Here is a 26128-nt window from a genome sequence, read left to right on the forward strand (position 1 = left end):
GTCCGGCGTTTGAGGACCGGGTCCGGGCGGAGCCCGGGAAGCTCCGCGGACCGCGCCGGAGGCGTACGGTCTGTTGTCGGCGCGCGCAAGTAGGGTGGTTGGCATGGCCGACCCTTCCAGTTACCGCCCCGAGCCGGGACAGATCCCGGACTCCCCGGGGGTCTACAAGTTCCGCGACGAGCACCGCCGGGTGATCTACGTCGGGAAGGCCAAGAGCCTGCGCCAGCGCCTGGGCAGCTACTTCCAGGACATCGCCGGCCTGCACCCCCGTACCGCCACCATGGTGACCACGGCCGCCTCCGTCGAGTGGACCGTGGTGTCCACCGAGGTCGAGGCGCTCCAGCTGGAGTACTCGTGGATCAAGGAGTTCGACCCCCGGTTCAACGTCAAGTACCGGGACGACAAGAGCTACCCCTCCCTCGCGGTCACCCTCGATGAGGAGTACCCGCGGGTCCAGGTCATGCGCGGGCCCAAGAAGAAGGGCGTGCGCTACTTCGGTCCGTACGGGCACGCCTGGGCCATCCGCGAGACCGTCGACCTGATGCTCCGGGTCTTCCCGGTCCGGACCTGCTCCGCGGGCGTGTTCAAACGCTCCGCCCAGATCGGCCGCCCCTGCCTGCTCGGCTACATCGGCAAGTGCTCCGCCCCCTGCGTCGGCAAGGTCACCCCCGAGGAGCACCGCGAACTGGCCGAGGACTTCTGCGACTTCATGGCCGGCCGCACCGGCACCTACCTCTCCCGGCTGGAGAAGGAGATGCACGCGGCGGCCGAGGAGATGGAGTACGAGAAGGCCGCCCGGCTGCGCGACGACATCGGGGCGCTGCGCCGGGCGATGGAGAAGAACGCCGTCGTGCTCGCCGACGCCACCGACGCCGACCTGATCGCCGTGGCCGAGGACGAGCTCGAAGCCGCGGTGCAGATCTTCCACGTCCGCGGCGGCCGGGTCCGCGGCCAGCGCGGCTGGGTCACCGACAAGGTCGAGGCCGTCGACACGGCCGGGCTCGTCGAGCACGCCCTCCAGCAGCTGTACGGCGAGGAGAAGGGCGAGGCCGTGCCCAAGGAGGTGCTGGTCCCGGCACTCCCCGAGGACACGCCGACACTGAACCAGTGGCTCGCCGAGCGCCGGGGGTCCCAGGTCAGCCTGCGGATACCGCAGCGCGGCGACAAGAAGGCCCTGATGGAGACCGTCCACCGCAACGCGCTGCAGTCCCTCGCCCTGCACAAGACCAAGCGCGCCAGCGACCTCACCACCCGCTCCCGGGCCCTGGAGGAGATCGCCGAGGCACTGGACCTCGACAGCGCCCCGCTGCGCATCGAGTGCTTCGACATCTCCCACCTGCAGGGTGACGACGTCGTCGCGTCGATGGTCGTCTTCGAGGACGGGCTGGCCCGCAAGAGCGAGTACCGGCGCTTCCAGATCAAATCGCATCTGGGGCAGGACGACGTCCGCTCCATGCACGAGGTGGTCTCGCGGCGCTTCCGCCGCTACCTCCAGGAGAAGCTGAAGACCGGCGAGTGGGAGGCGGAGGAGGGCGAGGGCGCGGTGCCCGAGGACGACGGGCGCCCCAAGCGGTTCGCCTACCCGCCCCAGCTCGTCGTGGTCGACGGCGGGCAGCCGCAGGTCGCCGCCGCCAAGCGGGCCCTGGAGGAGCTCGGGATCGACGACGTCGCCGTGTGCGGTCTGGCCAAGCGGCTGGAGGAGGTCTGGCTGCCCGGCGAGGACGACCCCGTCGTGCTCCCGCGCACCAGCGAGGGCCTCTACCTGCTCCAGCGGGTCCGTGACGAAGCCCACCGGTTCGCCATCCAGTACCAGCGCAGCAAGCGCGGCAAGCGCCTGAAATCCGGCCCGCTGGACGAGGTGTCCGGCCTCGGCGAGAGCCGCAAGCAGGCCTTGATCAAGCACTTCGGTTCGGTGAAGAAGCTGAGACAGGCGACAATCGACCAGATCTGCGAGGTCCCGGGCATAGGCCGTAAGACGGCCGAGACCGTGGCCGCGGCCCTCGCCCAGTCGGTTCCCGCTGGTCCTGCCGTCAACACGGCCACAGGAGAGATCATTGAGGATGAGACCCCCGCGCCCGCGGGAGCATCGTCCGAACGGGGGACCGAGCAATGACCGAGCACGAGACCGCGCACGACCGAGACGGAGCACAGGTGAGTACGGGCACGACAGTGGAGCCCGGCGAGACCGCCGAGGCGGCCATCCCCGAGCTGGTGATCATCTCCGGCATGTCCGGGGCCGGCCGCAGTACGGCGGCGAAGTGTCTGGAGGACCTCGGCTGGTTCGTCGTCGACAACCTCCCGCCGGCCCTGATCCCGACCATGGTCGAGCTCGGCGCCCGTTCCCAGGGCAACGTGGCCCGCATCGCCGTCGTCGTGGACGTCCGCGGCCGCCAGTTCTTCGACGCCCTGCGCGAGTCCCTCGCCGACCTCGACAGCAAGGGCGTCACCCGCCGCATCGTCTTCCTGGAGTCCTCTGACGACGCGCTGGTCCGCCGCTTCGAGTCGGTCCGCCGCCCGCACCCCCTCCAGGGCGACGGGCGCATCACCGACGGCATCGCCGCCGAGCGCGACCTGCTGCGCGAGCTGCGCGGCGACGCCGACCTGGTGATCGACACCTCCAGCCTGAACGTGCACGAACTGCGCGCGAAGATGGACGCCCAGTTCGCCGGGGACGAGGAGCCCGAGCTGCGGGCCACCGTCATGTCCTTCGGCTACAAGTACGGCCTCCCCGTCGACGCCGACCTCGTCGTCGACTGCCGCTTCATCCCCAACCCGCACTGGGTCCCGGAGCTGCGCCCCTTCACCGGGCTCAACGAGGAGGTGTCGGGGTACGTCTTCAGCCAGCCCGGCGCCAAGGAGTTCCTCGACCGCTACACCGAGCTGCTCCAGCTCATCGCCACCGGCTACCGCCGCGAGGGCAAGCGGTACGTGACCATCGCGGTCGGCTGCACGGGCGGCAAGCACCGCAGCGTGGCCATGTCCGAGAAGCTCGCCGCCCGCCTCGCCTCCGAGGGAGTCGAGACCGTCGTAGTCCACCGGGACATGGGGCGCGAGTGACCGCACGGACCCCGCGGCTGAGCCGCCTGCGCCGCCTCACCCCGGGCCGGGGCGAGGACGCCGCGGGCCGCGTCGGCCGCTCCGGCCGCCGGCGCGGCGCCACGCCCAAGGTGGTGGCGCTCGGCGGCGGCCAGGGCCTGTCGGCCTCCCTCGCCGCCCTGCGCCGGATCACCGGTGACCTCACCGCCGTGGTCACCGTCGCCGACGACGGCGGTTCCAGCGGCCGGCTCCGGGAGGAGCTCGGCGTGCTCCCGCCCGGCGACCTGCGCAAGGCGCTGGCCGCGCTGTGCGGTGACGACGACTGGGGCCAGACCTGGGCCCGGGTCATCCAGCACCGCTTCCAGTCGGAGGGCGATCTGCACGGGCACGCGGTCGGCAACCTGCTGATCGTCGCCCTGTGGGAACAGCTCGGCGACCCCGTCCAGGCCCTCGACCTGGTCGGGAAGCTGCTCGGGGCGCAGGGCCGGGTGCTGCCCATGTCGGCGGTGCCGCTGGAGCTGCAGGCTCTGGTCCGGGGGCACGACCCGGCCCGCCCCGAGGACGTGGACACCGTCCGCGGGCAGGCCACGGTGGCGCTGACCCCGGGCGAGGTGCTCTCCGTGCAGGTGGTGCCGAGCGACCCGCCGGCCGTGCCGGAGGCCGTCGCTGCCGTCCTGGACGCCGACTGGGTGGTGCTCGGTCCGGGGTCCTGGTTCTCCTCGGTCATTCCGCACCTGCTGGTGCCGGAACTGCTGGACGCGCTGATGGAGACGAAGGCCCGTCGGGTCCTCTCGCTGAACCTCGCGCCGCAGCCCGGCGAAACAGAGGGCTTCTCTCCGCAGCGTCATTTGGAGGTTTTGGCCCGACACGCCCCTAAACTCGCCCTGGACGTGGTGCTGGCCGACGAGGCCGCCGTGCCCGACCGCGAGTCCCTCGCCGATGCCGCGAAACGGTTCGGTGCCGCGGTCGAGCTGGCGCCCGTGGCCAGGCAGGACGGCTCTCCGAAGCACGATCCGGAGCTGCTGGCCGCCGCGTACGACCGTATTTTTCGGATGCATGGAAGGATCGGCCCATGGCGATGACGCCTGCGGTGAAGGATGAGATCTCCCGCCTGCCCGTCACCCGGACCTGCTGCAGGAAGGCGGAGGTCTCGGCGATCCTTCGGTTCGCGGGCGGGCTTCACCTGGTGAGCGGCCGCATCGTCATCGAGGCGGAGCTGGACACGGGGATCGCCGCCAGACGCCTGCGCAAGGACATCCTGGAGATCTTCGGCCATTCCTCGGACCTGGTGGTGATGGCCCCGGGCGGACTGCGCCGCGGCAGCCGCTACGTGGTCCGCGTCGTGGCCGGCGGTGACCAGCTGGCGCGCCAGACGGGCCTCGTGGACGGCCGCGGCCGCCCCATCCGGGGTCTTCCCCCGCAGGTGGTCTCCGGGGCCACCTGCGACGCGGAGGCGGCCTGGCGCGGCGCCTTCCTGGCCCACGGCTCGCTCACCGAGCCGGGCCGGTCCTCCTCCCTGGAGGTCACCTGCCCCGGCCCGGAGGCCGCCCTGGCCCTGGTGGGCGCCGCCCGCAGGCTGTCCATCGCCGCCAAGGCGCGCGAGGTGCGCGGAGTGGACCGGGTCGTGGTCCGCGACGGCGACGCGATCGGCGCCCTGCTGACCCGGCTCGGCGCGCACGAGTCGGTGCTGGCCTGGGAGGAGCGGCGGATGCGGCGCGAGGTCCGCGCCACCGCCAACCGCCTGGCCAACTTCGACGACGCCAACCTGCGCCGCTCCGCGCGGGCCGCGGTGGCCGCCGGAGCCCGCGTGCAGCGCGCGCTGGAGATCCTCGGCGAGGAGGTCCCCGAGCACCTGGCCGCGGCCGGCCGGCTGCGCATGGAGCACAAGCAGGCCTCCCTGGAGGAGCTGGGCGCGCTCGCCGACCCGCCGCTGACCAAGGACGCGGTCGCCGGCCGGATCCGTCGCCTGCTGGCGATGGCCGACAAGCGGGCCCAGGACCTCGGCATCCCGGGCACCGAGTCGAACCTCGACCTCAGCGAGGAGATGGCCGACAACATGGCCGGTTAGGACTCCGGTACGGCTGAAGGGGCTCGCGCGATCACTCGTGCGGGCCCCTTTGCCGCACGCCCCATTGACATGAGCATGGGCCGGTCTTGAGTCTGGCGTCCGAACGCTTTCGTGGCAGACGACGCCCAGGGGGGCACATGAGTCACCGCGCGAGATCGATCCTCGCCGCAAGCGCACTCGTCTTCGGAACCACACTCGCCGTGCTGCCCGCCGCGGCACAGGCCCAGCCGGCACCCGGCGCCGCGTCCGGCGCCGACGAGGTACGGGTCTACGACGCCGACATCACCCGGGAACAGGTCCCGCTCGTCCTCGCCGCGGGGCAGGACGCGCACGAGCTCACCGAGCGGGCCCCGGAGACCGGAACCGCCCGGGTCGAGCTCTTCCTCAGCGCCGGCCAGGCCGGGGAACTCGCCGCCCAGGGCGTCAAGCTGGCCGAGCGCAAGGTCCCCGCCCAGGGCCTCGCCCGTGCCAAGGCCGCCGGGGACGGGGTGTTCCGCCCGTACAGCGGCAAGGGCGGCCTCCAGGAGGAGATCCTGCGGACCGCGCAGGAGAACCCGGGGCTCACCAAGGTCGTCTCCATCGGCAAGACCGTCCAGGGCAAGGACATCCTCGCCCTGAAGGTCAGCAAGAACGCCAGGAAGACCAAGGACGGCGACAAGCCCTCGGTCCTCTACATGTCCAACCAGCACGCCCGTGAGTGGATCACCCCCGAGATGACCCGGCGGCTGATGCACCACACCATCGACAACTACGGCAAGGACCAGCGGATCACCAAGCTGGTGGACACCAGTGAGCTGTGGTTCCTGCTCTCCGCCAACCCGGACGGGTACGACTACACGCACGCGGCCGACGGACAGCGGCTGTGGCGCAAGAACCTGCGCGACAACAACGGCGACGGGAAGACCGGCCCCGGCGACGGGGTCGACCTCAACCGGAACTTCGCCTTCAAGTGGGGTTACGACAACGAGGGCTCCTCGCCGACCCAGTCGAACGAGACCTACCGCGGCCCGAGCGCCACCTCCGAGCCCGAAACCGTCGCCCTCGACCGCTTCGAGAAGCGCATCGGCTTCGAGTACGCCATCAACTACCACTCCGCGGCCGAGCTGCTCCTCTACGGCGTGGGCTGGCAGGTCGCCACCCCCACCCCCGACGACGTCGCCTACAAGGCGCTCGCCGGCACCCCGGAGAACCCCGCCGTCCCGGGCTACTACCCGCAGGTCTCCTCCGAGCTCTACACCACCAACGGCGAGGCCGACGGCCACGCCTCCAACGTCAACGGCATCATGATGTTCACGCCGGAGATGACCACCTGCCAGACCGCCTCGGCGAGCGACCCGAACGATCTGTGGAAGCCCGAGGACTGCGCCTCCGGCTTCAACTTCCCGGACGACGAGAAGCTCATCCAGGCGGAGTTCGCCAAGAACATCCCCTTCGCGCTGTCCGTCGGCGAGAGCGCCGCGACCCCGGACCGGCCGAAGTCCTCGCTGGGCCTGAGCGCCGCCGACTTCACCGTGGACGCCTTCGCCACCTCCTACGCCGCCCGCGGCGAGGACCAGACGGTCTCCGTCACGGCCCGCAAGGCGCTGAAGGACAAGGAAGTCAACTTCCGGATCAACGGCGGCCGCACGCACGACGAGGACCTGAGGCCCTGGAAGGGCGGCGAGGTCTACGGCGGCGACGACAACAACTGGTTCGACGAGTACCGCGCCGAGGTCGACGGCGCGAAGCCCGGCGACAAGGTCGAGGTCTGGTTCACCGGCCGCGACCGCTCCGGCAAGCAGGTCTCCAGCGAGCACTTCACGTACACGGTGGCCGAGCGGCCGCGCGCGGACGTCCTGGTGATCGCGGAAGAGGGGGCCAAGGCCCAGCACGCCCAGACCTACGTCGACGCCCTGCGCGCCAACGGAAGATCCGCGGCGGTCTGGGACGTAGCCGTCCAGGGCGCCCCGCACCACCTCGGAGTCCTCTCCCACTTCGGTACGGCCGTCCACTACACGGGAGCCAAGACCCCCGGCGGCGAAACCCAGTTGGCGGTGCGCGACTTCCTCAACGAGGGCGGCAAGCTGATCGAGGCCGGTGAGCTGGCGGGCGGCAACGCCCAGGTCGGCCGCGCCGTGACCAACGACTTCAGCCAGTACTGGCTCGGCGCGTACAGCCGGACGAGCACCCCCGGAGCCACCGGCTTCGCCGGCGCCGGCGCCCTGAACGGCGCACGGGGCAACGTCGGGGACGCCGCGGGCAACCCGCTGAACGCCCCCGGCGGGTACACCGTGACCTCCGAGACCCTGGCGCCCGCACAGTTCCCGCAGTTCAGGAGCGCCCAGGCGGGAGCCTTCACCGGGGTCGTGAACCCGTACGCCCCCTACGCCGGCGCCGGCATGGCCGCGGCCCTGCACGCCGACGACGACTGGAAGCGCCTCGTCCGTACGATCGACCTCACCGGGGTCACCGCGGCCGACCAGCCGCAGCTGAAGCTGGCGCTCAACTGGAACGTCGAGGAGGGTTACGACCACGCCGCGCTGGAGGCCCGGACCGCCGGCGGCGACGACTGGACCACCCTGCCGGACAAGGGCGGCCTGAGCAGCTCCACCGTCCCCGAGGAGTGCGCGGCCGGGTTCTTCATGAACGGACACCCGTTCCTGCGCCGCTACCTCACGCTCGACGCCGGAGGCTGCACCGCGCAGGGCACCAGCGGCCGGTGGAACAGCTTCACCGGTTCCTCCGGCGGCTGGAAGCAGGTCTCCTTCGACCTGAGCGCCTACGCCGGCAAGACCGTTGAGCTCTCGCTCTCCTACATCACCGACCCGGGCTCGGGCGGCCGCGGCGTCTTCGCGGACGAGGCGCGCCTCTCCGTCAAGGGCGCGGACCAGCCCGTCGAGGGATTCGAGACGTCCCTCGGAGCCTGGACGGCACAGGCCGCACCGGCCGGGAGCCCCGAAGTTCCCGGTGACTGGGCCCGGTCCGGGGAACTGTTCAAGTCCTACGCTGCGGTCACCACACGTGACACGGTGTTGCTGGGCTTCGGCCTGGAACACATGCCCACCGCGGCGGACCGTGCCCTACTCGTCGGTAAGGCACTGCGCACACTGCACCGCTGATCGCAGGCCCGCCCGTCACTCACCCTGAGTGACGGGGATCGAAGTCCGGAGGTCCCGTTCCGGCGTGTCCGGAACGGGACCCACGCGGGAGTACCCCCGGGAAGTAGGGGGAGTGTCAGGCCCCGACCGATGTCACCCAAAAGCTCACGGAGAGGTAGGGTCGTAAGCGGTCGGGGACATCCCATACAGCTCGCCGGCGCTCTTACCGGCGCACCAACGAGGAGATCGGTTCGTGACGATCCGCGTAGGCATCAACGGTTTTGGCCGAATTGGCCGCAACTATTTCCGGGCGCTCCTGGAGCAGGGAGCGGACATCGAGATCGTCGGTGTCAACGACCTGACTGACAACGCGACCCTGGTGCATCTGCTCAAGTACGACACCATCCTGGGCCGCCTCAAGGCCGAGGTCTCCCACACCGACGACAGCATCACCGTCGGCGGCCAGACCTTCAAGACCTTCGCCGAGCGTGACCCCGCCAACCTCCCCTGGGGCGAGCTGGGCGCCGACATCGTCATCGAGTCGACCGGCATCTTCACGAAGAAGGCCGACGCCGCCAAGCACATCGCCGCGGGCGCGAAGAAGGTCCTCATCTCGGCTCCGGCCAAGGATGAGGACATCACCATCGTGATGGGCGTCAACCACGACAAGTACGACGCGGCCAACCACCACGTCATCTCCAACGCCTCCTGCACCACCAACTGTGTGGCGCCGATGGCCAAGGTCCTCGACGAGAACTTCGGCATCGTCAAGGGCATGATGACGACGGTCCACGCGTACACGAACGACCAGCGCATCCTGGACTTCCCGCACTCGGACCTGCGTCGCGCCCGCGCCGCGGCCGAGAACATCATCCCGACCTCCACCGGTGCCGCCAAGGCCACCGCGCTGGTCCTCCCGCAGCTCAAGGGCAAGCTCGACGGCATCGCCATGCGCGTCCCGGTCCCGACCGGATCGGTGACCGACCTGGTGCTGGAGCTCTCCCGCGAGACCACGGTGGAAGAGATCAACGCGGCCTTCCAGAAGGCTTCGGAGGGGCAGCTCAAGGGCATCCTCGACTACACCGAGGACGCGATCGTCTCTTCCGACATCGTGAACTGGCCCGCGTCCTGCACCTTCGACTCCTCCCTGACCATGGTTCAGGACGGTACGCAGGTCAAGGTCGTCGGCTGGTACGACAACGAGTGGGGCTACTCCAACCGTCTCGTCGACCTCACCGTCTTCGTCGGCGGTCAGCTCTAAAAACGTAGGGCAAGGCACCACGATGTGAAGCACAGGGTCCGAGCAGCGCAACGATGCGCCGCACGGGCCCTGTTGCTTGCCTCGTTATCCTTCCTCGCCCTTCGAGTGAAGGCTCAAAGGAGTAGAAATACATGAAGACGATCGATGAACTGCTCGCCGAAGGCGTCAAGGGCAAGCGGGTCTTCGTCCGCGCGGACCTGAACGTCCCGCTGGCCGAGGGCACCATCACCGACGACGGCCGCATCCGCGCCGTCCAGCCCACGATCGCGAAGCTCGCCGAAGCCGGCGCCCGCGTCATCGTGGCCTCGCACCTGGGCCGCCCCAAGGGCGCCGGCGTCGAGCCGGCGTTCTCGCTCGCCCCGGCCGCCGCACGCCTGGGTGAACTGCTCGGTGCGGACGTCGCGTTCGCCACCGACACCGTCGGCGCCTCCGCCAAGGAGACCGTCGAGGCCCTGACCGACGGCCAGGTCGCCGTGATCGAGAACCTGCGCTTCAACGCCGGTGAGACCTCGAAGGACGACGCCGAGCGCGGCGCCTTCGCGGACCAGCTCGCGGAGCTCGCCGACGTCTACGTCGGCGACGGCTTCGGCGCCGTGCACCGAAAGCACGCCTCGGTCTTCGACCTCCCGGCCCGCCTCCCGCAGGCCGCCGGCTACCTCATCGCCACCGAGGTCGGCGTCCTGAAGAAGCTGACCGCCGAGGTCGAGCGCCCGTACGTGGTGGTCCTCGGCGGCGCCAAGGTCTCCGACAAGCTCGCCGTCATCGACGAGCTGCTCGGCAAGGCCGACCGCATCCTCATCGGCGGCGGCATGGCCTACACCTTCCTCTACGCCAAGGGCTACGAGGTCGGCATCTCCCTGCTCCAGAAGGACCAGGTGGAGGTCGTCAAGGAGTACATGAAGCGCGCCGAGGACACCGGGGTCGAGCTGGTCCTCCCGGTCGACGTACTGGTCTCCGCGGAGTTCCCGGACCTCAAGGGCAAGACCCCGGCCGACTTCACGGTCGTCGACGCGGACAAGATCCCCGCCGACAAGGAGGGCCTGGACATCGGCCCGAAGACGCGTGAGCTGTACGCGTCGAAGATCGCCGATGCCAAGACCGTCTTCTGGAACGGCCCGGTGGGCGTCTTCGAGCACCCCGACTACGCCGGGGGCACCTCGGCCATCGCCCAGGCCCTGCTCGACAGCAGCGCCTTCACCGTCGTCGGCGGTGGCGACAGCGCCGCCGCGGTCCGCATCCTGGGCTTCGACGAGAATGCATTCGGCCACATCTCGACCGGTGGCGGCGCCTCCCTCGAATACCTCGAGGGCAAGACGCTCCCCGGCCTCGCCGCCCTGGAGGGCTGAACCCGTATGACCACGCGCACCCCGCTCATGGCGGGCAACTGGAAGATGAACCTCAACCACCTCGAGGCCATCGCCCACGTCCAGAAGCTCGCCTTCGCCCTCACCGACAAGGACTACGACGCCGTCGAGGTCGCGGTCCTGCCGCCCTTCGTCGACCTGCGCTCGGTCCAGACCCTGGTCGACGGCGACAAGCTGAAGATCAAGTACGGCGCCCAGGACATCTCCGCGCACGACTCCGGTGCCTACACCGGTGAGATCTCCGGCCCGATGCTGTCGAAGCTGAAGTGCACGTACGTGGCCGTCGGCCACAGCGAGCGCCGCCAGTACCACGGCGAGAGCGACGAGATCTGCAACGCCAAGGTCAAGGCCGCCTTCCGGCACGGGATCACCCCGATCCTGTGCGTCGGGGAGGGCCTGGACATCCGCAAGGCCGGCCAGCAGGTCCCCTACACGCTGAGCCAGCTCGACGGCGGCCTGGAAGGCGTCCCGGCCGACCAGGTCGAGTCCATCGTGATCGCCTACGAGCCCGTCTGGGCCATCGGGACCGGCGAGGTCGCCACCCCCGACGATGCCCAGGAGGTCTGCGGGGCGATCCGCGGCCGCCTCGCCGAGCTGTACTCGCAGGAGCTGGCCGACAAGGTCCGCATCCAGTACGGCGGCTCCGTGAAGTCCGGAAACATCGCGGCGATCATGGCCCAGCCCGACGTCGACGGCGCCCTGATCGGCGGCGCGGCACTGGACGCGGACGAGTTCGTCAAGATCGTCCGCTTCCGCGACCAGTGAGTATGCGGTAGGGCGGATCCGTCGTACCCTTGCGGGGGCCAGAGGCTGATGCATCAGCCCCTGGCCCCCGTGCACATCTCGCAAAGCCGGAAAGCCCGAAAAAGCCAGAAAGTAGGAATCAGCCGTGATTATGGGGTTCTCGATCGCCCTGATCGTCTTCAGCGCCCTGCTGATGCTGCTCGTGCTGATGCACAAGGGCAAGGGCGGCGGCCTCTCCGACATGTTCGGCGGCGGTATGCAGTCGTCGGTCGGCGGTTCCTCCGTCGCGGAGCGCAACCTGGACCGCATCACCGTGGTCGTCGGTCTGCTGTGGTTCGCGTGCATCGTCGCTCTCGGCCTGCTGACGAAGTCGAGCAGCTGACCGTTCTGGCCATTCCGGCAGTCCGGTCGGCACCGTCCGGCCTATCATGAGGGCCGGCGTCCATCGCGTGGAATCAGTAACTCCGCTCACTGGACGTGCGTTGGGCCTTACGTAGACTTGGGCGCTCCGCGGCGGAATTCCACTCACCTTCCGCGGCACCATCACGCAGGGAGTTACGACCGTGGCAAGTGGCAACGCGATCCGTGGTAGCCGGGTCGGAGCGGGGCCGATGGGTGAGGCGGAGCGCGGCGAGTCCGCGCCCCGTCTGCGCATCTCCTTCTGGTGCTCGAACGGGCACGAGACGCAGCCGAGCTTCGCCAGCGACGCGCAGGTGCCGGACACCTGGGACTGCCCGCGCTGCGGGTTCCCGGCCGGCCAGGACCGGGACAACCCGCCCGCGCCGCCGCGCACCGAGCCGTACAAGACGCACCTGGCGTACGTACGGGAACGGCGCTCGGACGCCGACGGCGAGGCGATCCTGGCCGAGGCGCTCGCCAAGCTCCGCGGCGAGATCTGAGACGGCGCGAAGAGTGTGACGTGAGGCCCGGCCCCACAGGAACTTCTCCTGTGGGGCCGGGCCTCTTTGTGTGCGTTCTGCCGCTGGTGATCCCTTAAGTTGGTGAACGGCGGGGCACGACAGGACGGAAGAAGTGGGTTGATGTCCGAGATGAATGCAGGCAGCCGTACGAAGCTGAACCGGACGCCGGAGTGGCTGGCACTCGGCAAGCACCGGGAGGAGTTCGGGCAGACGCATCTGCGCGAGCTGTTCGAGGAGAATCCCGACCGCGGCTCCGGCTACACCCTGCAGGTCGGAGACCTGCACATCGACTACTCGAAGCACCTCGTCACCGACGAGACGCTCGCACTGCTCCACGAACTGGCCGAGGCCACGGGCGTGGCCGGGCTGCGCGAGGCGATGTTCCGCGGCGAGAAGATCAACACGACCGAGGACCGGGCGGTGCTGCACACCGCCCTGCGCGCACCGGCGGACACGGTCGTCGAGGTGGACGGCGAGGACGTCGTCCCGGGCGTGCACGCCGTCCTCGACAAGATGGCCGACTTCTCCGACCGGATCAGGTCGGGAGCGTGGACCGGCTTCACGGGCAAGCGCATCAAGAACGTCGTCAACATCGGCATCGGCGGCTCCGACCTCGGCCCGGCCATGGCGTACGAGGCCCTGCGCGCCTTCACCGACCGCGATCTGACGGTGCGCTTCGTCTCCAACGTCGACGGCGCGGACCTGCACGAGGCCGTGCGGGACCTGGACCCGGCCGAGACGCTCTTCATCATCGCCTCCAAGACCTTCACCACCATCGAGACCATCACCAACGCCACCTCGGCGCGCGGCTGGCTGCTCGCCGGACTGGGCGGGGACCAGGCCGCCGTGGCCCGGCACTTCGTGGCGCTGTCCACCAACGCCGAGAAGGTCACCGACTTCGGCATCGATCCGGCCAACATGTTCGGGTTCTGGGACTGGGTCGGCGGACGCTACTCGTTCGACTCCGCCATCGGCCTCTCGCTGATGATCGCGATCGGCCCGGCCGCCTTCCGTGAGATGCTCGGCGGCTTCCACGCCATGGACGAGCACTTCCGCACGGCGCCCGCGCACGAGAACGCCCCGCTGCTGCTGGGCCTGTTGGGGATCTGGTACGGCGCCTTCTTCGACGCCCAGTCGCACGCGGTGCTCCCGTACAGCCACTACCTCTCGCGGTTCACGGCGTACTTGCAGCAGCTCGACATGGAGTCCAACGGCAAGTCCGTGGACCGCGACGGCAATCCGGTGGAGTGGCAGACGGGCCCGGTGGTCTGGGGCACGCCCGGCACCAACGGACAGCACGCCTACTACCAGCTGATCCACCAGGGGACGAAGGTGATCCCCGCGGACTTCATCGGCTTCGCCCGCCCGGTGGCGGAGCTGGAGGCGGCCCCGGCGGCCCAGCACGACCTGCTGATGGCGAACTTCTTCGCGCAGACCCAGGCGCTGGCCTTCGGCAAGACGGCGGACGAGGTGCGTGCCGAGGGCGCCCCGGAATCGCTGGTCCCGCACAAGACCTTCCACGGGAACCACCCGACGACCACCATCCTGGCGGGAGAGCTCTCCCCGGCGGTGCTGGGCCAGCTGATCGCGCTCTACGAGCACAAGGTGTTCGTCCAGGGCGCGGTGTGGAACATCGACTCCTTCGACCAGTGGGGCGTCGAACTCGGCAAGGTGCTCGCCAAGCGGGTCGAGCCCGCGCTGAGCGAGGGCGCCGACGTGCCGGGGCTGGATGCCTCGACGAAGGCGCTGGTGGCCACGTACCGCGCGCTGCGCGGTCGTAGCTGACCCAGGTACGAGAAGGGCCCGCCCCCCGGTACGGGGAGGCGGGCCCTTCTGCGTCGGCCTTCGTCAGGAAGAGGCCGGGGGGTACATGCCGGCCGGGAGCTTGGCCGCCGCCGCGCGGTCCAGGAGCCACAGGGTGCGGGAGCGGCCGTACGCCGCCGCGGCCGGGGCCTGGACCTCGCCCGCGCCGCCGAGGGCCAGGGAGACCGCCCCGGCCTTGTCCTCACCCGCGGCCAGCAGCCAGACCTCACGGGCCGCCCGGATCGCCGGGAGCGTGAGCGAGATCCGGGTGGGCGGGGGCTTCGGGGCGCCGTGCACGCCGACCACCGTGCGCTCGGTCTCGCGGGCCGCCGGGTGCTCCGGGAACAGCGAGGCCACGTGCGTGTCCGGGCCCACGCCCAGCATCAGCACGTCGAACCGGGGGACCGGACCGTGGTCCTCCGGCCCGGCCGCCTTGGCCAGCTCGGCCGCGTAGGAGGCCGCCGCGGCGTCCACGTCGCCTCCGTACGGGCCGTCCGAGGCGGGCATCACGTGCACGCGGGCGGGGTCCACCGGGACCGCGTCCAGCAGGGCCTCGCGGGCCTGGGTGTGGTTGCGCTCGGGGTCGTCGGCGGGGACGTACCGCTCGTCGCCCCACCACAGGTCCAGCCGGGACCAGTCGACCGCGTCCCGCGCCGGGGCGGCGGCCAGTGCCGCGAGCAGACCGTTGCCGTTGCGTCCGCCGGTGAGGACGACGGACGCGCTGCCGCGGGCCGTCTGCGCGTCCACGATCTTCGTGATGAGCCGGGCCGCGGTGGCCTGGGCCATCAGTTCCTTGTCCCGGTGGACGACGACCTGGGGAGTCGTCATACCCATGTGCTTCCGCCTTGTCGGTAGATCGGAGTGCAGATGCCGCTGCGCGGAGCCGTGCCCCACCCCGCCCCTTCCCGAAACCGGGGCGGAGCCCCAGGAAACGGAGAAAGGGCGGGGCGGGGTCGGCTCCGCGCAGCGGCTACGGCTACTTGGCCGCGGCCTTCTTCGCCGGCTTGGGGGCCGGCTTCGGAGGCTCGGCCTTGGCCGGAGCGGCGGCCTCGGCCTTGGCGGGGGCCTCGGGCTCCGCCGGGGTCGCCGACGCCTCCAGCCTCGCCACGCCGAACTTCAGCGAGGCCTCGTACGTGTTGTCCGGATCCAGCCTGCGCAGCTCCTCCGCCAGGAGCTCGGCCGTGTCGCGGCGCTTGAGCGCCACCGCACGGTCGGGCTGCCCCGGCATGCACAGCGTGGCCAGCGCGCCGTCCGCCCGGTCCAGGACGATGTCGCCGTCCTTGGTGGACAGGCGTACGGCCGTCAGGCCCGGGCCCGACGACAGCGTGCGACTGACGGGGACCTGGAGCCGGTCCGCCAGCCACATGGCCAGCAGTTCGCAGCTCGGGTTCTCGTCCTCGCCCTCGACGGTCGCCGAGACGACCGACAGGGCCTGCTGGTCCAGTGCCGCCGCCAGCATGGAGCGCCACGGGGTGATCCGGGTCCAGGACAGGTCCGTGTCCCCGGGGGCGTACGCCCCCGCACGGCCGCTGAGCGCCCTGATCGGGTCCTCGCAGGAGTACGTGTCCGTGATCCGGCGCTGTCCCAGCGCACCCAGCGGATCGCCCGCCAGGTCCGCGGGGGCACCGTCCGGCCACCAGACGACCACGGGGGCGTCCGGCAGGAGCAGCGGGAGAACCACCGACTGGGCGTGGTCGACCAGTTCGCCGTGAAGGCGGAGCACAACCGTTTCACCGCTGCCGGAGTCCGCCCCGACGCGGACTTCCGCGTCGAGCCGGGCGTCGCGGCGGCTGCGTGGCGAGCGGCTGGCCCGCTTGATGACGACGACGATCCGCGAGGGGTGTTCGTGGGACGCGTCGTTCGCCGACTTGAGCGCGTCGTACGCGTTCTCCTCGTCGGTCACGATCACCAGCGTGAGGACCATGCCGATGGCCGGCGTGCCGATGTCCCGGCGTGCCTGCACCATCGCGGCATTGATCTTGCTGGAGTTGGTCTCCGTGAGGTCGATCTTCATGGCCGGCGCCAGCTCCGTCCGTCTCGTGCGAGCATCTCGTCCGCCTCGACCGGTCCCCAGGTGCCCGACGGGTACTGCGCGGGCTTGCCGTGCTTGTCCCAGTACTCCTCGATCGGGTCGAGGATGTTCCAGGACAGTTCGACTTCCTGGTGGCGCGGGAAGAGGTTCGCGTCGCCGAGGAGCACGTCGAGGATGAGCCGCTCGTACGCCTCGGGGCTCGACTCCGTGAAGGACTCGCCGTAGGCGAAGTCCATCGTGACGTCCCGGACCTCCATGGAGGTGCCCGGGACCTTGGAGCCGAAGCGGACCGTCACGCCCTCGTCCGGCTGGACCCGGATGACCAGGGCGTTCTGCCCCAGCTCCTCGGTCGCGCCCGACTCGAACGGCAGGTACGGGGCCCGCTTGAAGACGACCGCGATCTCGGTCACCCGGCGGCCCAGGCGCTTGCCCGTCCGCAGGTAGAACGGGACGCCCGCCCAGCGGCGGTTGTTGATCTCCAGGCGGATGGCCGCGTAGGTGTCGGTCTTCGACTTGGGGTCGATGCCATCCTCTTCGAGGTACCCGACGACCTTCTCGCCGCCCTGCCAGGCCGCCGAGTACTGGCCGCGCACGGTGTGCTTGCCCAGGTCCTCCGGCAGCTCCACGGCGGTCAGCACCTTGAGCTTCTCGGCCACCAGCGCCTTGGGGTGGAAGGAGCCGGGCTCCTCCATCGCGGTCAGCGCGAGCAGCTGGAGCAGGTGGTTCTGGATGACGTCACGGGCGGCGCCGATGCCGTCGTAGTATCCGGCCCGGCCGCCGATGCCGATGTCCTCGGCCATGGTGATCTGCACGTGGTCGACGTACGACCGGTTCCAGATCGGCTCGAACATCGTGTTGGCGAAGCGGAGCGCCAGGATGTTCTGGACGGTCTCCTTGCCGAGGTAGTGGTCGATCCGGAAGACCTCGTCGCGCGGGAAGACCTCGTGGACGACCTTGTTGAGTTCCTCGGCGCTCTTCAGGTCGTGTCCGAACGGCTTCTCGATGACGGCACGCCGCCAGGAGCCCTCCTTCTGCGCCAGCCCGTGGTCCTTGAGCTGCTGGACCACCTTGGGGAAGAACTTCGGCGGGACCGACAGGTAGAAGGCGAAGTTGCCGCCCGTGCCCTGTGCCTTGTCCAGCTCCTCTATGGTCGCCTTCAGCGTCTCGAAGGCGGCGTCGTCGTCGAAATCGCCCGAGACGAAACGGCAGCCCTGCACGAGCTGCTGCCACACTTCCTCGCGGAAGGGCGTCCGGGAGTGCTCCTTGACCGCGTCGTGGACCACCTGGGCGAAGTCCTCGTCCTGCCACTCGCGGCGGGCGAACCCGATCAGCGAGAAGCCCGGCGGAAGCAGGCCTCTGTTGGCCAGGTCGTAGACGGCAGGCATCAGCTTCTTGCGCGACAGGTCACCCGTAACGCCGAAAATGACCAGGCCGGACGGCCCCGCGATGCGCGGGAGCCGCCGGTCCTGTGCGTCACGAAGCGGGTTCGCTCCGTTTACAGACAAGGTGTTCAGGCCTCCGTGGGGGCGAGGCGCTCAAGCTCCGCCTCGGTCGACTTCAGCAGGTCGTTCCAGGACGCCTCGAACTTCTCGACGCCCTCGTCCTCGAGCAGCTGCACCACATCGTCGTACGAGATGCCGAGCTTCGCGACCGCGTCGAGCTCGGCGCGCGCCTGCTCGTAGGTGCCGCGCACGGTGTCACCCGTGATCTGCCCGTGGTCGGCGGTGGCCTCCAGGGTGGCCTCCGGCATGGTGTTCACCGTGTTCGGGGCGACCAGGTCGTCCACGTACAGGGTGTCCTTGTAGGCGGGGTCCTTGACGCCCGTCGAGGCCCACAGCGCACGCTGCTTGTTGGCGCCGTGCTTCTCCAGCGCGGTCCAGCGGTCCGAGGAGAAGACCTCCTCGTAGGCCTGGTAGGCCAGACGGGCGTTGGCGAGCGCCGCCTTGCCCTTGAGGGCCTTCGCCTCGTCGGTGCCGACCGCGTCCAGACGCTTGTCGATCTCCGAGTCCACGCGGGACACGAAGAAGGAGGCGACCGAGTGGATCAGGGAGAGGTCCAGGCCCGAAGCCTTGGCCTTCTCCAGACCCGCCAGGTACGCGTCCATGACCTCGCGGTAGCGCTCCAGCGAGAAGATCAGCGTGACGTTGACGCTGATGCCCTTGCCGATGACCTCGGTGATCGCCGGCAGGCCGGCCTTGGTCGCCGGGATCTTGATGAGCGTGTTCGGGCGGTCCACCAGCCAGGCGAGCTGCTTGGCCTCGGCGACGGTCGCCGGGGTGTTGTGCGCCAGGCGCGGGTCGACCTCGATCGACACGCGGCCGTCCTGGCCGTCGGTGCGGTCGTAGACCGGGCGCAGGATGTCGGCGGCGTCCCTGACGTCCGCCGTCGTGATCATGCGCAGGGCCTCTTCCACGGTGACCTTGCGGGTCGCGAGGTCGGTGAGCTGCTGCTCGTAGCCCTCGCCGCCGCTGATGGCCTTCTGGAAGATCGCCGGGTTGGTGGTGACACCGACCACGTGCGACTGGTCGATGAGCTCGGCCAGGTTGCCGGACGTGATGCGCTTGCGGGACAGGTCGTCCAGCCAGATCGCGACGCCTTCGTCGGAGAGGCGCTTGAGTGCGTCTGTCATGGGATTACATCTCCTACTTGGGTTGCGTACCGGCTTCAGCGCGCGGCGGCGGCAAGGGATTCCTGGGCGGCGGCCGCCACGTTCTCGGCGGTGAAGCCGAACTCGCGGAAGAGCACCTTCGCGTCGGCCGAGGCACCGAAGTGCTCCAGCGAGACGATCCGGCCGGCGTCACCGACGTAGCGGTGCCAGGTCAGGCCGATGCCCGCCTCGACCGCGACGCGGGCCTTCACCGACGGCGGCAGGACGCTGTCCTTGTACTCCTGGTCCTGCTCCTCGAACCACTCGACGGACGGCATCGAGACGACCCGGGTGGGGACGCCCTGTGCCTGGAGCTGCTCGCGGGCCTCGACGGCCAGGTGCACCTCGGAGCCGGTACCGATGAGGAGGACCTGCGCGGGGCCGCCCTCGGCCTCGAACAGGACGTACCCGCCCTTGGCGGCGGCCTCGTTGCGCTCGTAGGTCGGCACACCCTGGCGGGTCAGCGCGAGGCCGTGCGGGGCACCCTTGCCGAAGACCTTGGTGTGGCGGCGCAGGATCTCGCGCCAGGCGATGGCGGTCTCGTTGGCGTCGGCCGGGCGGACGATGTTCAGGCCCGGGATGGCGCGCAGCGAGGCGAGGTGCTCGACCGGCTGGTGGGTCGGGCCGTCCTCGCCCAGACCGATGGAGTCGTGCGTCCACACGTACGTCACCGGCAGGTGCATCAGCGCGGACAGGCGGACGGCGTTGCGCATGTAGTCGGAGAACACCAGGAAGGTGCCGCCGTAGATGCGGGTGTGGCCGTGCAGCGCGATGCCGTTCATGGACGCGGCCATGGCGTGCTCGCGGATGCCGAAGTGGATGGTGCGGCCGTACGGGTCGGCCTCCGGCAGCGGGTTCCCCACCGGCAGGAACGAGGAGTCCTTGTCGATGGTGGTGTTGTTGGAGCCGGCCAGGTCGGCCGAGCCGCCCCACAGCTCCGGGATGACCGCGCCGAGCGCGCCGAGCACCTTGCCGGAGGCGGCGCGGGTGGCGACACCCTTGCCGGCCTCGAAGACGGGGAGCTTGTCCTCCCAGCCCGCGGGCAGCTCGTTGGCGTTGATGCGGTCGAACTCGGCGGCGCGCTCCGGGTTGGCGGTGCGCCAGGCGGAGAACTCCTTCTCCCACTCGGCCTTGGCCTCGCGGCCGCGGTCGAGGGCCTTGCGGGTGTGGGCGATGACCTCGTCGGAGACCTCGAAGGTCTGCTCCGGGTCGAAGCCGAGGACGCGCTTGGTGGCCGCGACCTCGTCGTCGCCGAGCGCCGAGCCGTGGGCGGCCTCGGTGTTCTGGGCGTGCGGGGCGGGCCAGGCGATGATCGAGCGGGCCGCGATGAAGGACGGGCGGCCGGTCTCGGCCTTGGCGGCCTGGAGGGCGGCGAACAGCGCCTTCGGGTCGAGGTCGCCGTTCTCCTGCTGCTCGACGCGCTGGACGTGCCAGCCGTACGCCTCGTAGCGCTTGAGGGTGTCCTCGGAGACGGCCGTCTCCGTGTCTCCCTCGATGGAGATGTGGTTGTCGTCCCACAGCAGGACGAGGTTGCCGAGCTTCTGGTGGCCGGCCAGCGCGGACGCCTCGTGCGAGATGCCCTCCTGGAGGCAGCCGTCGCCCGCGATCGCGTAGACCATGTGGTCGAACGGGGAGGCGCCCTGGGCGGCCTCCGGGTCGAACAGACCGCGCTCGTAGCGGGCGGCCATGGCCATGCCCACCGCGTTGGCGATGCCCTGGCCGAGGGGGCCGGTGGTGGTCTCCACGCCGGCCGTGTGGCCGTACTCCGGGTGGCCGGGGGTCTTCGAGCCCCAGGTGCGGAACGCCTTGAGGTCGTCCAGCTCCAGCCCGAACCCGCCGAGGTAGAGCTGGGTGTAGAGCGTCAGGGAGGAGTGCCCCGCGGAGAGGACGAAGCGGTCGCGGCCAACCCACTCGGGGTCCGCCGGGTCGTGCCGCATCACCTTCTGGAAGAGGGTGTACGCGGCGGGGGCCAGGCTCATCGCCGTACCGGGGTGGCCGTTTCCGACCTTCTGGACCGCGTCAGCGGCCAGGATGCGGGCGGTGTCGACGGCCCGCTGGTCCAGTTCGGTCCACTCGAGCTCTGTGGTGGTCGGCTTGGTGCTCACCGTGGGTCAGGGCTCCTCTCCACATGTATGAATCCCGGTGACGAACGGTGCACCGGCGCGATTCCGAGCCTACCCCCGCAACGGCGTGCAGCTATTCGAGTGCAGGCAGTCCGTCACCGCGCCGCCGACCCGCGTTCACCCGCGCACCGGCGTCCGGCGAGGGCCGTCCCCCGTATGTATGCACGGTCCGATCGGCTCAACACGAGGCGACCCCGGCGCGGGGCGACGTAAGCGCAACGTCTACAGTGGCGTGGTACGCGCAAGCCTTAACCGGGCCTTCATGTTGTGAATGGCCCGAGTCGGAGCTTGCTGGATTCTCTCTCAGGGGTGTGCGTGACGGCCGTCGAATCCCGTCCAGCGGGGGTGCTCGGGACGAGCCCCGGTCAGCGGCCGCTCGGGACCCGCGTCATGGCTTTCGTGGCATTGACCAAGCCGCGGATCATCGAACTTCTGCTGATCACCACAGTGCCGGTGATGTTCCTTGCCGAGCAGGGCGTTCCGTCACTGCGGCTGGTCCTCGTGACCTGCCTCGGCGGCTACTTGTCCGCCGGCGGCGCCAACGCGCTGAACATGTACATCGACCGCGACATCGACGCGCTGATGGACCGGACGTCGCAGCGCCCGCTGGTGACCGGCATGGTCAGTCCGCGGGAGTGCCTGGCCTTCGGCCTCACCCTCGCGGTCGTGTCCACCCTCTTCTTCGGCCTGCTCGTCAACTGGCTGTCGGCGGCGCTGTCGCTCGGTGCGCTCCTCTTCTACGTCGTGGTCTACACGATGCTGCTGAAGCGGCGCACCGCCCAGAACATCGTCTGGGGCGGCATCGCGGGCTGCATGCCGGTGCTCATCGGCTGGTCGGCCGTCAGGGACGAGGTCTCCTGGGCCGCGGTCATCCTGTTCCTCGTCATCTTCTTCTGGACGCCGCCGCACTACTGGCCGCTGTCGATGAAGGTCAAGGACGACTACGCGCGGGCCGGTGTGCCGATGCTCCCGGTCGTCGCGGGCAACAAGGCCGTGGCGCGCCAGATCGTCCTCTACAGCTGGGTGATGGTGGCGGTCTCGCTGCTGCTGACCCCGCTGGGCTACACCGGCTGGTTCTACACCGCGGTCGCGCTGGTCTCGGGCGGCTGGTGGCTGTGGGAGGCGCACGCGCTCCACGCGCGGGCCAAGGCCGGCATCACGGGCGCGAAGCTCAAGGAGATGCGCCTGTTCCACTGGTCCATCACCTACGTGTCGCTGCTGTTCGTGGCGGTGGCCGTGGATCCCTTCCTCCGTTGATTACTCACCGGTAGCATGGCTTCCATGGGAGACACCGCAGACACGGCGGCCGCCGCAGGCGCCGCGGACAAGAAGCAGGACCGTAAGGCCGCGAAGCTGGCCAAGCAGATCGGCGCGTTCGCCAGGCAGCACGGCGGCGTCGAGGGCCAGCTCGCCCACATCGGCCAGGCCGGCACCCGGATCGTGCTCGTGGGTACGGACGGCGGCTGGGGCGACCTGGTGGCCCCCACCTTCGAGGTGGCCCAGCTGGCCGCGGAGAAGGCGGCGCTGACCCTCCACGACGAGTTCGACGGGGAGTTCGCCGCGCGCGTGCGCACGGGCCCGTACGAGTGGACGCGGATGGCCGGCATCCAGATCGGCGGACCCGAGAACCCGGCGGCCTGAGCCCGGGAGAACGTCCCGGGGCCCGGGAGTGCCGTCTCGGTCAACAGCCCGAGCAACACCTCACACCCCGCTCACCCGTTAGGACGTGTGGAAGCCCCTTCCTCACGTCCGCAACGGGATGCCCGGATGATCGAAACGCCGCGCCTGGTGGACCAGTACTGCCACGGAGTACTCCGTACGGAGCTGGGCCTGGGCACCTTCGAAGCCCAGCTGATGCGCTCGGCCGGCCCGCCCGCCGCGGGCACCACCTTCTTCGACACGCAGACCGGCTTCGCGGTGCGCCGCTGGTGCCCGCCGCTGCTGGGGCTGGAGCCGCACGCCACCCCCGCCCGCTATCTGGCGCGGCGGCGCGAGCTGGGCGCGGCCGAGACCGCGCGGCGGCTGCTGAGGGGATCCGGCGTCGCCGCCTACCTGGTCGACACCGGGGTGCCCGGGGATCTCACCGGGCCCAAGGAACTGGCGCTCGCCGGGGACGCCGAGGCCTTCGAGTCGGTCCGGCTGGAGTTACTGGCCGAGCAGGTCGCCGACACCTCCGGGACGGTGGGCGCCTTCCTCGCCAATCTGTCCGAGGCCGTCCACCACGCCGCCACCGGGGCCGCGGCCTTCACCTGTGCCACGGCCTTCACCCGCGCGGACATTCCGGCCGTGGCACCCGAGCCGCCCGGTCCCGGCGCGGTGCGCGGGGCGGCCGGGCGCTGGCTGGCCCGGCGGCCGCGGGGCGGAGCCGTAGGGGACCCCGTACTCCTGGCCCACCTGCTGTGGAGCGCGGTGGCGTCGGGGCTGCCGCTCCAGCTGCACACGGGCGAGGCCGATCCGGCCGCGCTGACCGGGTTCGTACGCGCCACCGCCGGCCTCGGGACACGACTGGTACTGCTCGGCGGATATCCCCACCACCGCCGCACCGCGCAGCTCGCGGCGGCCTTCCCGCACGTCTACGCCGATACGGGCGCGGCCCTCGGGCAGACCGGGGCGCGGGCCGCGGTGGTCCTGGCGGAGCTGCTGGAGATCGCGCCGTTCGGAAAGGTGCTGTTCTCCAGCGGCGGGCGGCAGCTGCCCGAACTGCACGCGGTGGGCGCCCTGGTGTTCCGTGAGGCGCTGGGCCGGGTGCTGGGCGGCTGGGCGGCCGAGGGTTCCTGGTCCTGGCGGGACGCGGAACGGGTGGCCGCCCTGGTCGCGGCGGGCAACGCCCGCCGCGTCTACCGCCTGGACCGGGGGTAGGGGCCGGGCATCGGCGACTAGGCGGCGGAGAGCTGCGGGTCGGCCTGGGCGGGGATCTCCGCCTGCTCGACCGGCTGCTCGCGCAGACTCAGGGCGATCCGGACCACGGCGATCCACACCAGGCAGGAGCCGAGCATGTGGGCGGCGACCAGGGCCTCGGGGACGTGGGTCGCGTACTGCACGTAGCCGATCGCGCCCTGGGCGAGCAGCACGACCAGCAGGTCGCGGGCGCGGGCCCGGGTGTCGGCGGGAGCGTCCACGACGCGCAGGACCAGCCACATCGCGATACCGAGCGCGCACACCAGCCAGGCGGAGACGGCGTGCACGTGGGCGGTGGTGTCCCAGTCGAAGGGCATCCGCTTGATCTCGCTGCTGTCGCCGGCGTGCGGACCGGAGCCGGTCACGACGGTGCCCGCCGCGATCAGGACGAGGGTGGTCGCGAGCAGCGCCCACGACAGCTTGCGCACCGGGCCGGGCACGCGCGGCCGGGGCGCGCCGTCACCTTCGCGGGTGCGCTGCCAGGTGACCGTCGTCACGGTGATCAGCGCGGTGGCGAGGAGGAAGTGCCCGGCCACGCTGTACGGGTTGAGCCCGGTCAGGACGGTGATGCCGCCGAGCACGGCGTTCGCCAGCACGATCGCGAACTGGACCCAGCCGAGCTTCGTCAGGGAGTGCCGCCAGGGCTTTGCCGAGCGGGAGGCGATGATTCCCCAGCCGACGGCCGCGCTGAGCACGTAGGTCAGCATGCGGTTGCCGAATTCGATGGCGCCGTGGAAGCCCTGCTCCTGCGTCACGATCAGGCTGTCGTCGGTGCACTTGGGCCAGGTGTCGCAGCCGAGGCCGGATCCGGTCAGCCGTACCGCGCCGCCGGTGACGACGATGACCACGCTCATGACGAGCGCGGCGAGTGCGGCCCGCTGGACGGTCCGGGGTGACGGGGTCCAGCGGCTGGCGATGTGGGCGAGGGGGTTCAACACGCCCCATATCGTAGGCGACCCCTTGTGCAAAGTTTCACGAGGGGGTGGCCAGGGGCGTGTCCGGGCCGATGACCAGCCGGTACCTCGCCTCCGCGGGGTCGCCCTCCTCCTGCCACCACAGCAGGATGCGCCAATGGGTGCCGTCGCCCGGGTAGTCCGCCGAGCCGGCGAACCCGCGTACTAATTCCCCCGCTACATCCTCGGCCGTCCGATTCCTTACTTCTGTGGTGCTGTGCCAGGGATGTTCGAGTACGTTCCACAGGCCGTCAGGCCCGCGCACCTCGAAGCGCCACACCGCGAGCCAGGGGGTGACCTCCAGCATCGTGCGCACCTGCTCGGCGTCGAGCCCCAGCCCGGCCGCGATCCGCGGCTCCGCCACCCCCTGGATACGGGCGGCCACCACGGCCCGGGGCAGCAGCCGTTCGGGCAGCATCCCCTGCGTGCGCAGGCTGACCAGCGAGCCGAAGGTCAGGAAGCGCAGCCGCAGTTCCAGCTGGCGGCCGATGTGGTCGAGGGCCTCCTCGGCCTCCCCGGACTCCTCCGCGGCCGGGTCCGCGAGCAGCAGCCGGCGGAAGTCGGACTCGGCTGCCACGGCCCAGGCCACGGCCTCCTCGGCGAACCCCAGCTCGGCGAGGCGGTCCCCGAGGAACACCTTGGCCTGGGCCAGGCCCCGCCGGTTGACCGGATCCCGCTGGTCCAGCCCCGCCCACACCTCCACCGCGGTCCGGGTCAGATCGCGGGCGCGCTCACCGGCCGCCCGCTCCATGGCGCTCGGCCCCTCGCCGGCGGCCGGGCCCAGCGGGTGCTTCGGCAGCCGGGCCCCGTCGCTGAGCGGCCAGGACAGCCAGACCCCGTGGTTGATCAGCCCGCGCGCGTACCAGCGGGCGAACTCGGGGGAGTGCCCGGCCGCGCGCTCGGAGCTGCGCAGCCCCTCCTCGATCGTGGCGAGGGCGCCCGCCCGGTCCCCCGCGGCGAACCGTGCGGCGGCCCGGTCGGCGAGGCGCAGCCCGAGCAGCGCGGTGCACCGAGGGTCGTCCGTGAACGGGCGCAGGGCGCCGATCAGCTCGTCGAGGAGCCGCTCGCGCTCCCCGGGCTCCGTGTGCTCCGCCCCCGACCGCACCCGTGCCCATTGATCGTCCAGCCGTAGAACGGCGTCCCGCTGCACCATGTCCGCCCCCCGGCTTCATGTGTGAGGGGCCCATCCTCGCGGCATCGCC

General features: G+C 70.7%; 21 protein-coding genes. 14 read left to right on the plus strand and 7 right to left on the minus strand.

Annotation, left to right across the window (positions count from 1 at the left end; translation table 11 throughout):
* Positions 1-103 precede the first annotated feature (103 nt).
* From uvrC to pgi, 11 genes are all read left to right on the plus strand, one after another.
* Positions 104-2113, plus strand: a complete 2010-nt coding sequence (uvrC, locus tag KO717_RS27205) for an excinuclease ABC subunit UvrC (RefSeq protein WP_301371867.1) — start codon at positions 104-106, stop codon at positions 2111-2113.
* Positions 2110-3057 carry an RNase adapter RapZ gene (gene rapZ / locus KO717_RS27210; RefSeq protein ID WP_030009073.1) on the plus strand — a complete coding sequence of 316 codons (948 nt, stop codon included), beginning with the start codon at positions 2110-2112 and terminating at the stop codon, positions 3055-3057. Before uvrC ends, rapZ begins: the two co-directional genes overlap by 4 nt.
* A complete protein-coding gene (locus KO717_RS27215) occupies positions 3054-4118 on the plus strand; it encodes a gluconeogenesis factor YvcK family protein (protein WP_301371869.1) in 1065 nt (354 codons plus the stop codon). Before rapZ ends, KO717_RS27215 begins: the two co-directional genes overlap by 4 nt.
* Positions 4109-5104: a DNA-binding protein WhiA gene (whiA, locus tag KO717_RS27220; protein ID WP_030009075.1), complete on the plus strand. Its 996-nt coding sequence runs from the start codon at positions 4109-4111 to the stop codon at positions 5102-5104. The genes KO717_RS27215 and whiA overlap by 10 nt, the downstream gene beginning before the upstream one ends.
* Positions 5105-5241: 137 nt before the next feature.
* Positions 5242-8202, plus strand: coding sequence for a M14 family metallopeptidase (locus tag KO717_RS27225; RefSeq protein ID WP_301371878.1), 2961 nt, complete (start codon positions 5242-5244; stop codon positions 8200-8202).
* A 232-nt stretch (positions 8203-8434) separates the two neighbouring features.
* Positions 8435-9442 carry a type I glyceraldehyde-3-phosphate dehydrogenase gene (gene gap / locus KO717_RS27230; RefSeq protein ID WP_030009077.1) on the plus strand — a complete coding sequence of 336 codons (1008 nt, stop codon included), beginning with the start codon at positions 8435-8437 and terminating at the stop codon, positions 9440-9442.
* Positions 9443-9573: 131 nt separating this feature from the next.
* Positions 9574-10788: a phosphoglycerate kinase gene (locus KO717_RS27235; RefSeq protein WP_301371881.1), complete on the plus strand. Its 1215-nt coding sequence runs from the start codon at positions 9574-9576 to the stop codon at positions 10786-10788.
* A 6-nt stretch (positions 10789-10794) separates the two neighbouring features.
* Positions 10795-11571: a triose-phosphate isomerase gene (gene tpiA / locus KO717_RS27240; RefSeq protein ID WP_030009079.1), complete on the plus strand. Its 777-nt coding sequence runs from the start codon at positions 10795-10797 to the stop codon at positions 11569-11571.
* A gap of 130 nt (positions 11572-11701) precedes the next feature.
* A complete protein-coding gene (secG, locus tag KO717_RS27245) occupies positions 11702-11932 on the plus strand; it encodes a preprotein translocase subunit SecG (RefSeq protein WP_030009080.1) in 231 nt (76 codons plus the stop codon).
* A gap of 181 nt (positions 11933-12113) precedes the next feature.
* On the plus strand, positions 12114-12449 hold the full coding sequence (locus tag KO717_RS27250; RefSeq protein WP_010352468.1) for an RNA polymerase-binding protein RbpA: 336 nt from the start codon (positions 12114-12116) through the stop codon (positions 12447-12449).
* A gap of 150 nt (positions 12450-12599) precedes the next feature.
* The gene (gene pgi, locus KO717_RS27255) at positions 12600-14255 is read left to right on the plus strand and encodes a glucose-6-phosphate isomerase (protein WP_301374788.1); all 1656 of its coding nucleotides are present in this window, start codon (positions 12600-12602) and stop codon (positions 14253-14255) included.
* 63 nt (positions 14256-14318) lie between these two features.
* On the opposite strand, the gene pgl is transcribed toward pgi, so the two are convergent.
* From pgl to tkt, 5 genes are all read right to left on the minus strand, one after another.
* Positions 14319-15101: a 6-phosphogluconolactonase gene (gene pgl, locus KO717_RS27260; RefSeq protein WP_301374790.1), complete on the minus strand. Its 783-nt coding sequence runs from the start codon at positions 15099-15101 to the stop codon at positions 14319-14321.
* Positions 15102-15249: 148 nt separating this feature from the next.
* On the minus strand, positions 15250-16287 hold the full coding sequence (opcA, locus tag KO717_RS27265; RefSeq protein ID WP_301371896.1) for a glucose-6-phosphate dehydrogenase assembly protein OpcA: 1038 nt from the start codon (positions 16285-16287) through the stop codon (positions 15250-15252).
* The gene (gene zwf, locus KO717_RS27270) at positions 16284-17810 is read right to left on the minus strand and encodes a glucose-6-phosphate dehydrogenase (protein WP_030720386.1); all 1527 of its coding nucleotides are present in this window, start codon (positions 17808-17810) and stop codon (positions 16284-16286) included. Before zwf ends, opcA begins: the two co-directional genes overlap by 4 nt.
* A gap of 5 nt (positions 17811-17815) precedes the next feature.
* Positions 17816-18934 (minus strand): transaldolase, encoded by a 1119-nt coding sequence (gene tal, locus KO717_RS27275; RefSeq protein WP_301371900.1) that lies wholly within the window; start codon positions 18932-18934, stop codon positions 17816-17818.
* A 35-nt stretch (positions 18935-18969) separates the two neighbouring features.
* Positions 18970-21057 carry a transketolase gene (gene tkt / locus KO717_RS27280; protein ID WP_301371901.1) on the minus strand — a complete coding sequence of 696 codons (2088 nt, stop codon included), beginning with the start codon at positions 21055-21057 and terminating at the stop codon, positions 18970-18972.
* A 333-nt stretch (positions 21058-21390) separates the two neighbouring features.
* Between tkt and KO717_RS27285 the strand changes: the two genes are divergently transcribed.
* The 3 genes from KO717_RS27285 (at position 21391) to KO717_RS27295 (ending at position 23934) form a co-directional block, all read left to right on the plus strand.
* Positions 21391-22332: a heme o synthase gene (locus tag KO717_RS27285; protein ID WP_301371902.1), complete on the plus strand. Its 942-nt coding sequence runs from the start codon at positions 21391-21393 to the stop codon at positions 22330-22332.
* Positions 22333-22356: 24 nt separating this feature from the next.
* On the plus strand, positions 22357-22716 hold the full coding sequence (locus tag KO717_RS27290) for a hypothetical protein (RefSeq protein ID WP_301371903.1): 360 nt from the start codon (positions 22357-22359) through the stop codon (positions 22714-22716).
* 126 nt (positions 22717-22842) lie between these two features.
* Positions 22843-23934, plus strand: a complete 1092-nt coding sequence (locus KO717_RS27295; RefSeq protein WP_301371904.1) for an amidohydrolase family protein — start codon at positions 22843-22845, stop codon at positions 23932-23934.
* A gap of 17 nt (positions 23935-23951) precedes the next feature.
* Here the strand turns inward: KO717_RS27295 and KO717_RS27300 are convergent, their stop codons facing one another.
* Entirely contained in the window at positions 23952-24941 is a 990-nt protein-coding gene (locus KO717_RS27300; protein ID WP_301371905.1) for a COX15/CtaA family protein, read from the minus strand.
* Positions 24942-24945: 4 nt separating this feature from the next.
* A complete protein-coding gene (locus tag KO717_RS27305; protein ID WP_301371906.1) occupies positions 24946-26079 on the minus strand; it encodes a hypothetical protein in 1134 nt (377 codons plus the stop codon).
* Between the last annotated feature and the right edge of the window lie 49 nt (positions 26080-26128).

Origin of the sequence: Streptomyces xanthophaeus (assembly GCF_030440515.1) — a bacterium.
GTDB lineage: Bacteria > Actinomycetota > Actinomycetes > Streptomycetales > Streptomycetaceae > Streptomyces > Streptomyces kutzneri.

Coding starts and splice junctions, on each gene's coding strand:
- uvrC (WP_301371867.1), top strand. CDS start 104: ATGGCCGACCCTTCCAGTTACCGCCCCGAGCCGGGACAGATCCCGGAC.
- rapZ (WP_030009073.1), top strand. CDS start 2,110: ATGACCGAGCACGAGACCGCGCACGACCGAGACGGAGCACAGGTGAGT.
- whiA (WP_030009075.1), top strand. CDS start 4,109: ATGGCGATGACGCCTGCGGTGAAGGATGAGATCTCCCGCCTGCCCGTC.
- KO717_RS27225 (WP_301371878.1), top strand. CDS start 5,242: ATGAGTCACCGCGCGAGATCGATCCTCGCCGCAAGCGCACTCGTCTTC.
- KO717_RS27235 (WP_301371881.1), top strand. CDS start 9,574: ATGAAGACGATCGATGAACTGCTCGCCGAAGGCGTCAAGGGCAAGCGG.
- tpiA (WP_030009079.1), top strand. CDS start 10,795: ATGACCACGCGCACCCCGCTCATGGCGGGCAACTGGAAGATGAACCTC.
- secG (WP_030009080.1), top strand. CDS start 11,702: ATGGGGTTCTCGATCGCCCTGATCGTCTTCAGCGCCCTGCTGATGCTG.
- pgi (WP_301374788.1), top strand. CDS start 12,600: ATGAATGCAGGCAGCCGTACGAAGCTGAACCGGACGCCGGAGTGGCTG.
- pgl (WP_301374790.1), bottom strand. CDS start 15,101: ATGACGACTCCCCAGGTCGTCGTCCACCGGGACAAGGAACTGATGGCC.
- opcA (WP_301371896.1), bottom strand. CDS start 16,287: ATGAAGATCGACCTCACGGAGACCAACTCCAGCAAGATCAATGCCGCG.
- tal (WP_301371900.1), bottom strand. CDS start 18,934: ATGACAGACGCACTCAAGCGCCTCTCCGACGAAGGCGTCGCGATCTGG.
- KO717_RS27290 (WP_301371903.1), top strand. CDS start 22,357: ATGGGAGACACCGCAGACACGGCGGCCGCCGCAGGCGCCGCGGACAAG.
- KO717_RS27295 (WP_301371904.1), top strand. CDS start 22,843: ATGATCGAAACGCCGCGCCTGGTGGACCAGTACTGCCACGGAGTACTC.
- KO717_RS27305 (WP_301371906.1), bottom strand. CDS start 26,079: ATGGTGCAGCGGGACGCCGTTCTACGGCTGGACGATCAATGGGCACGG.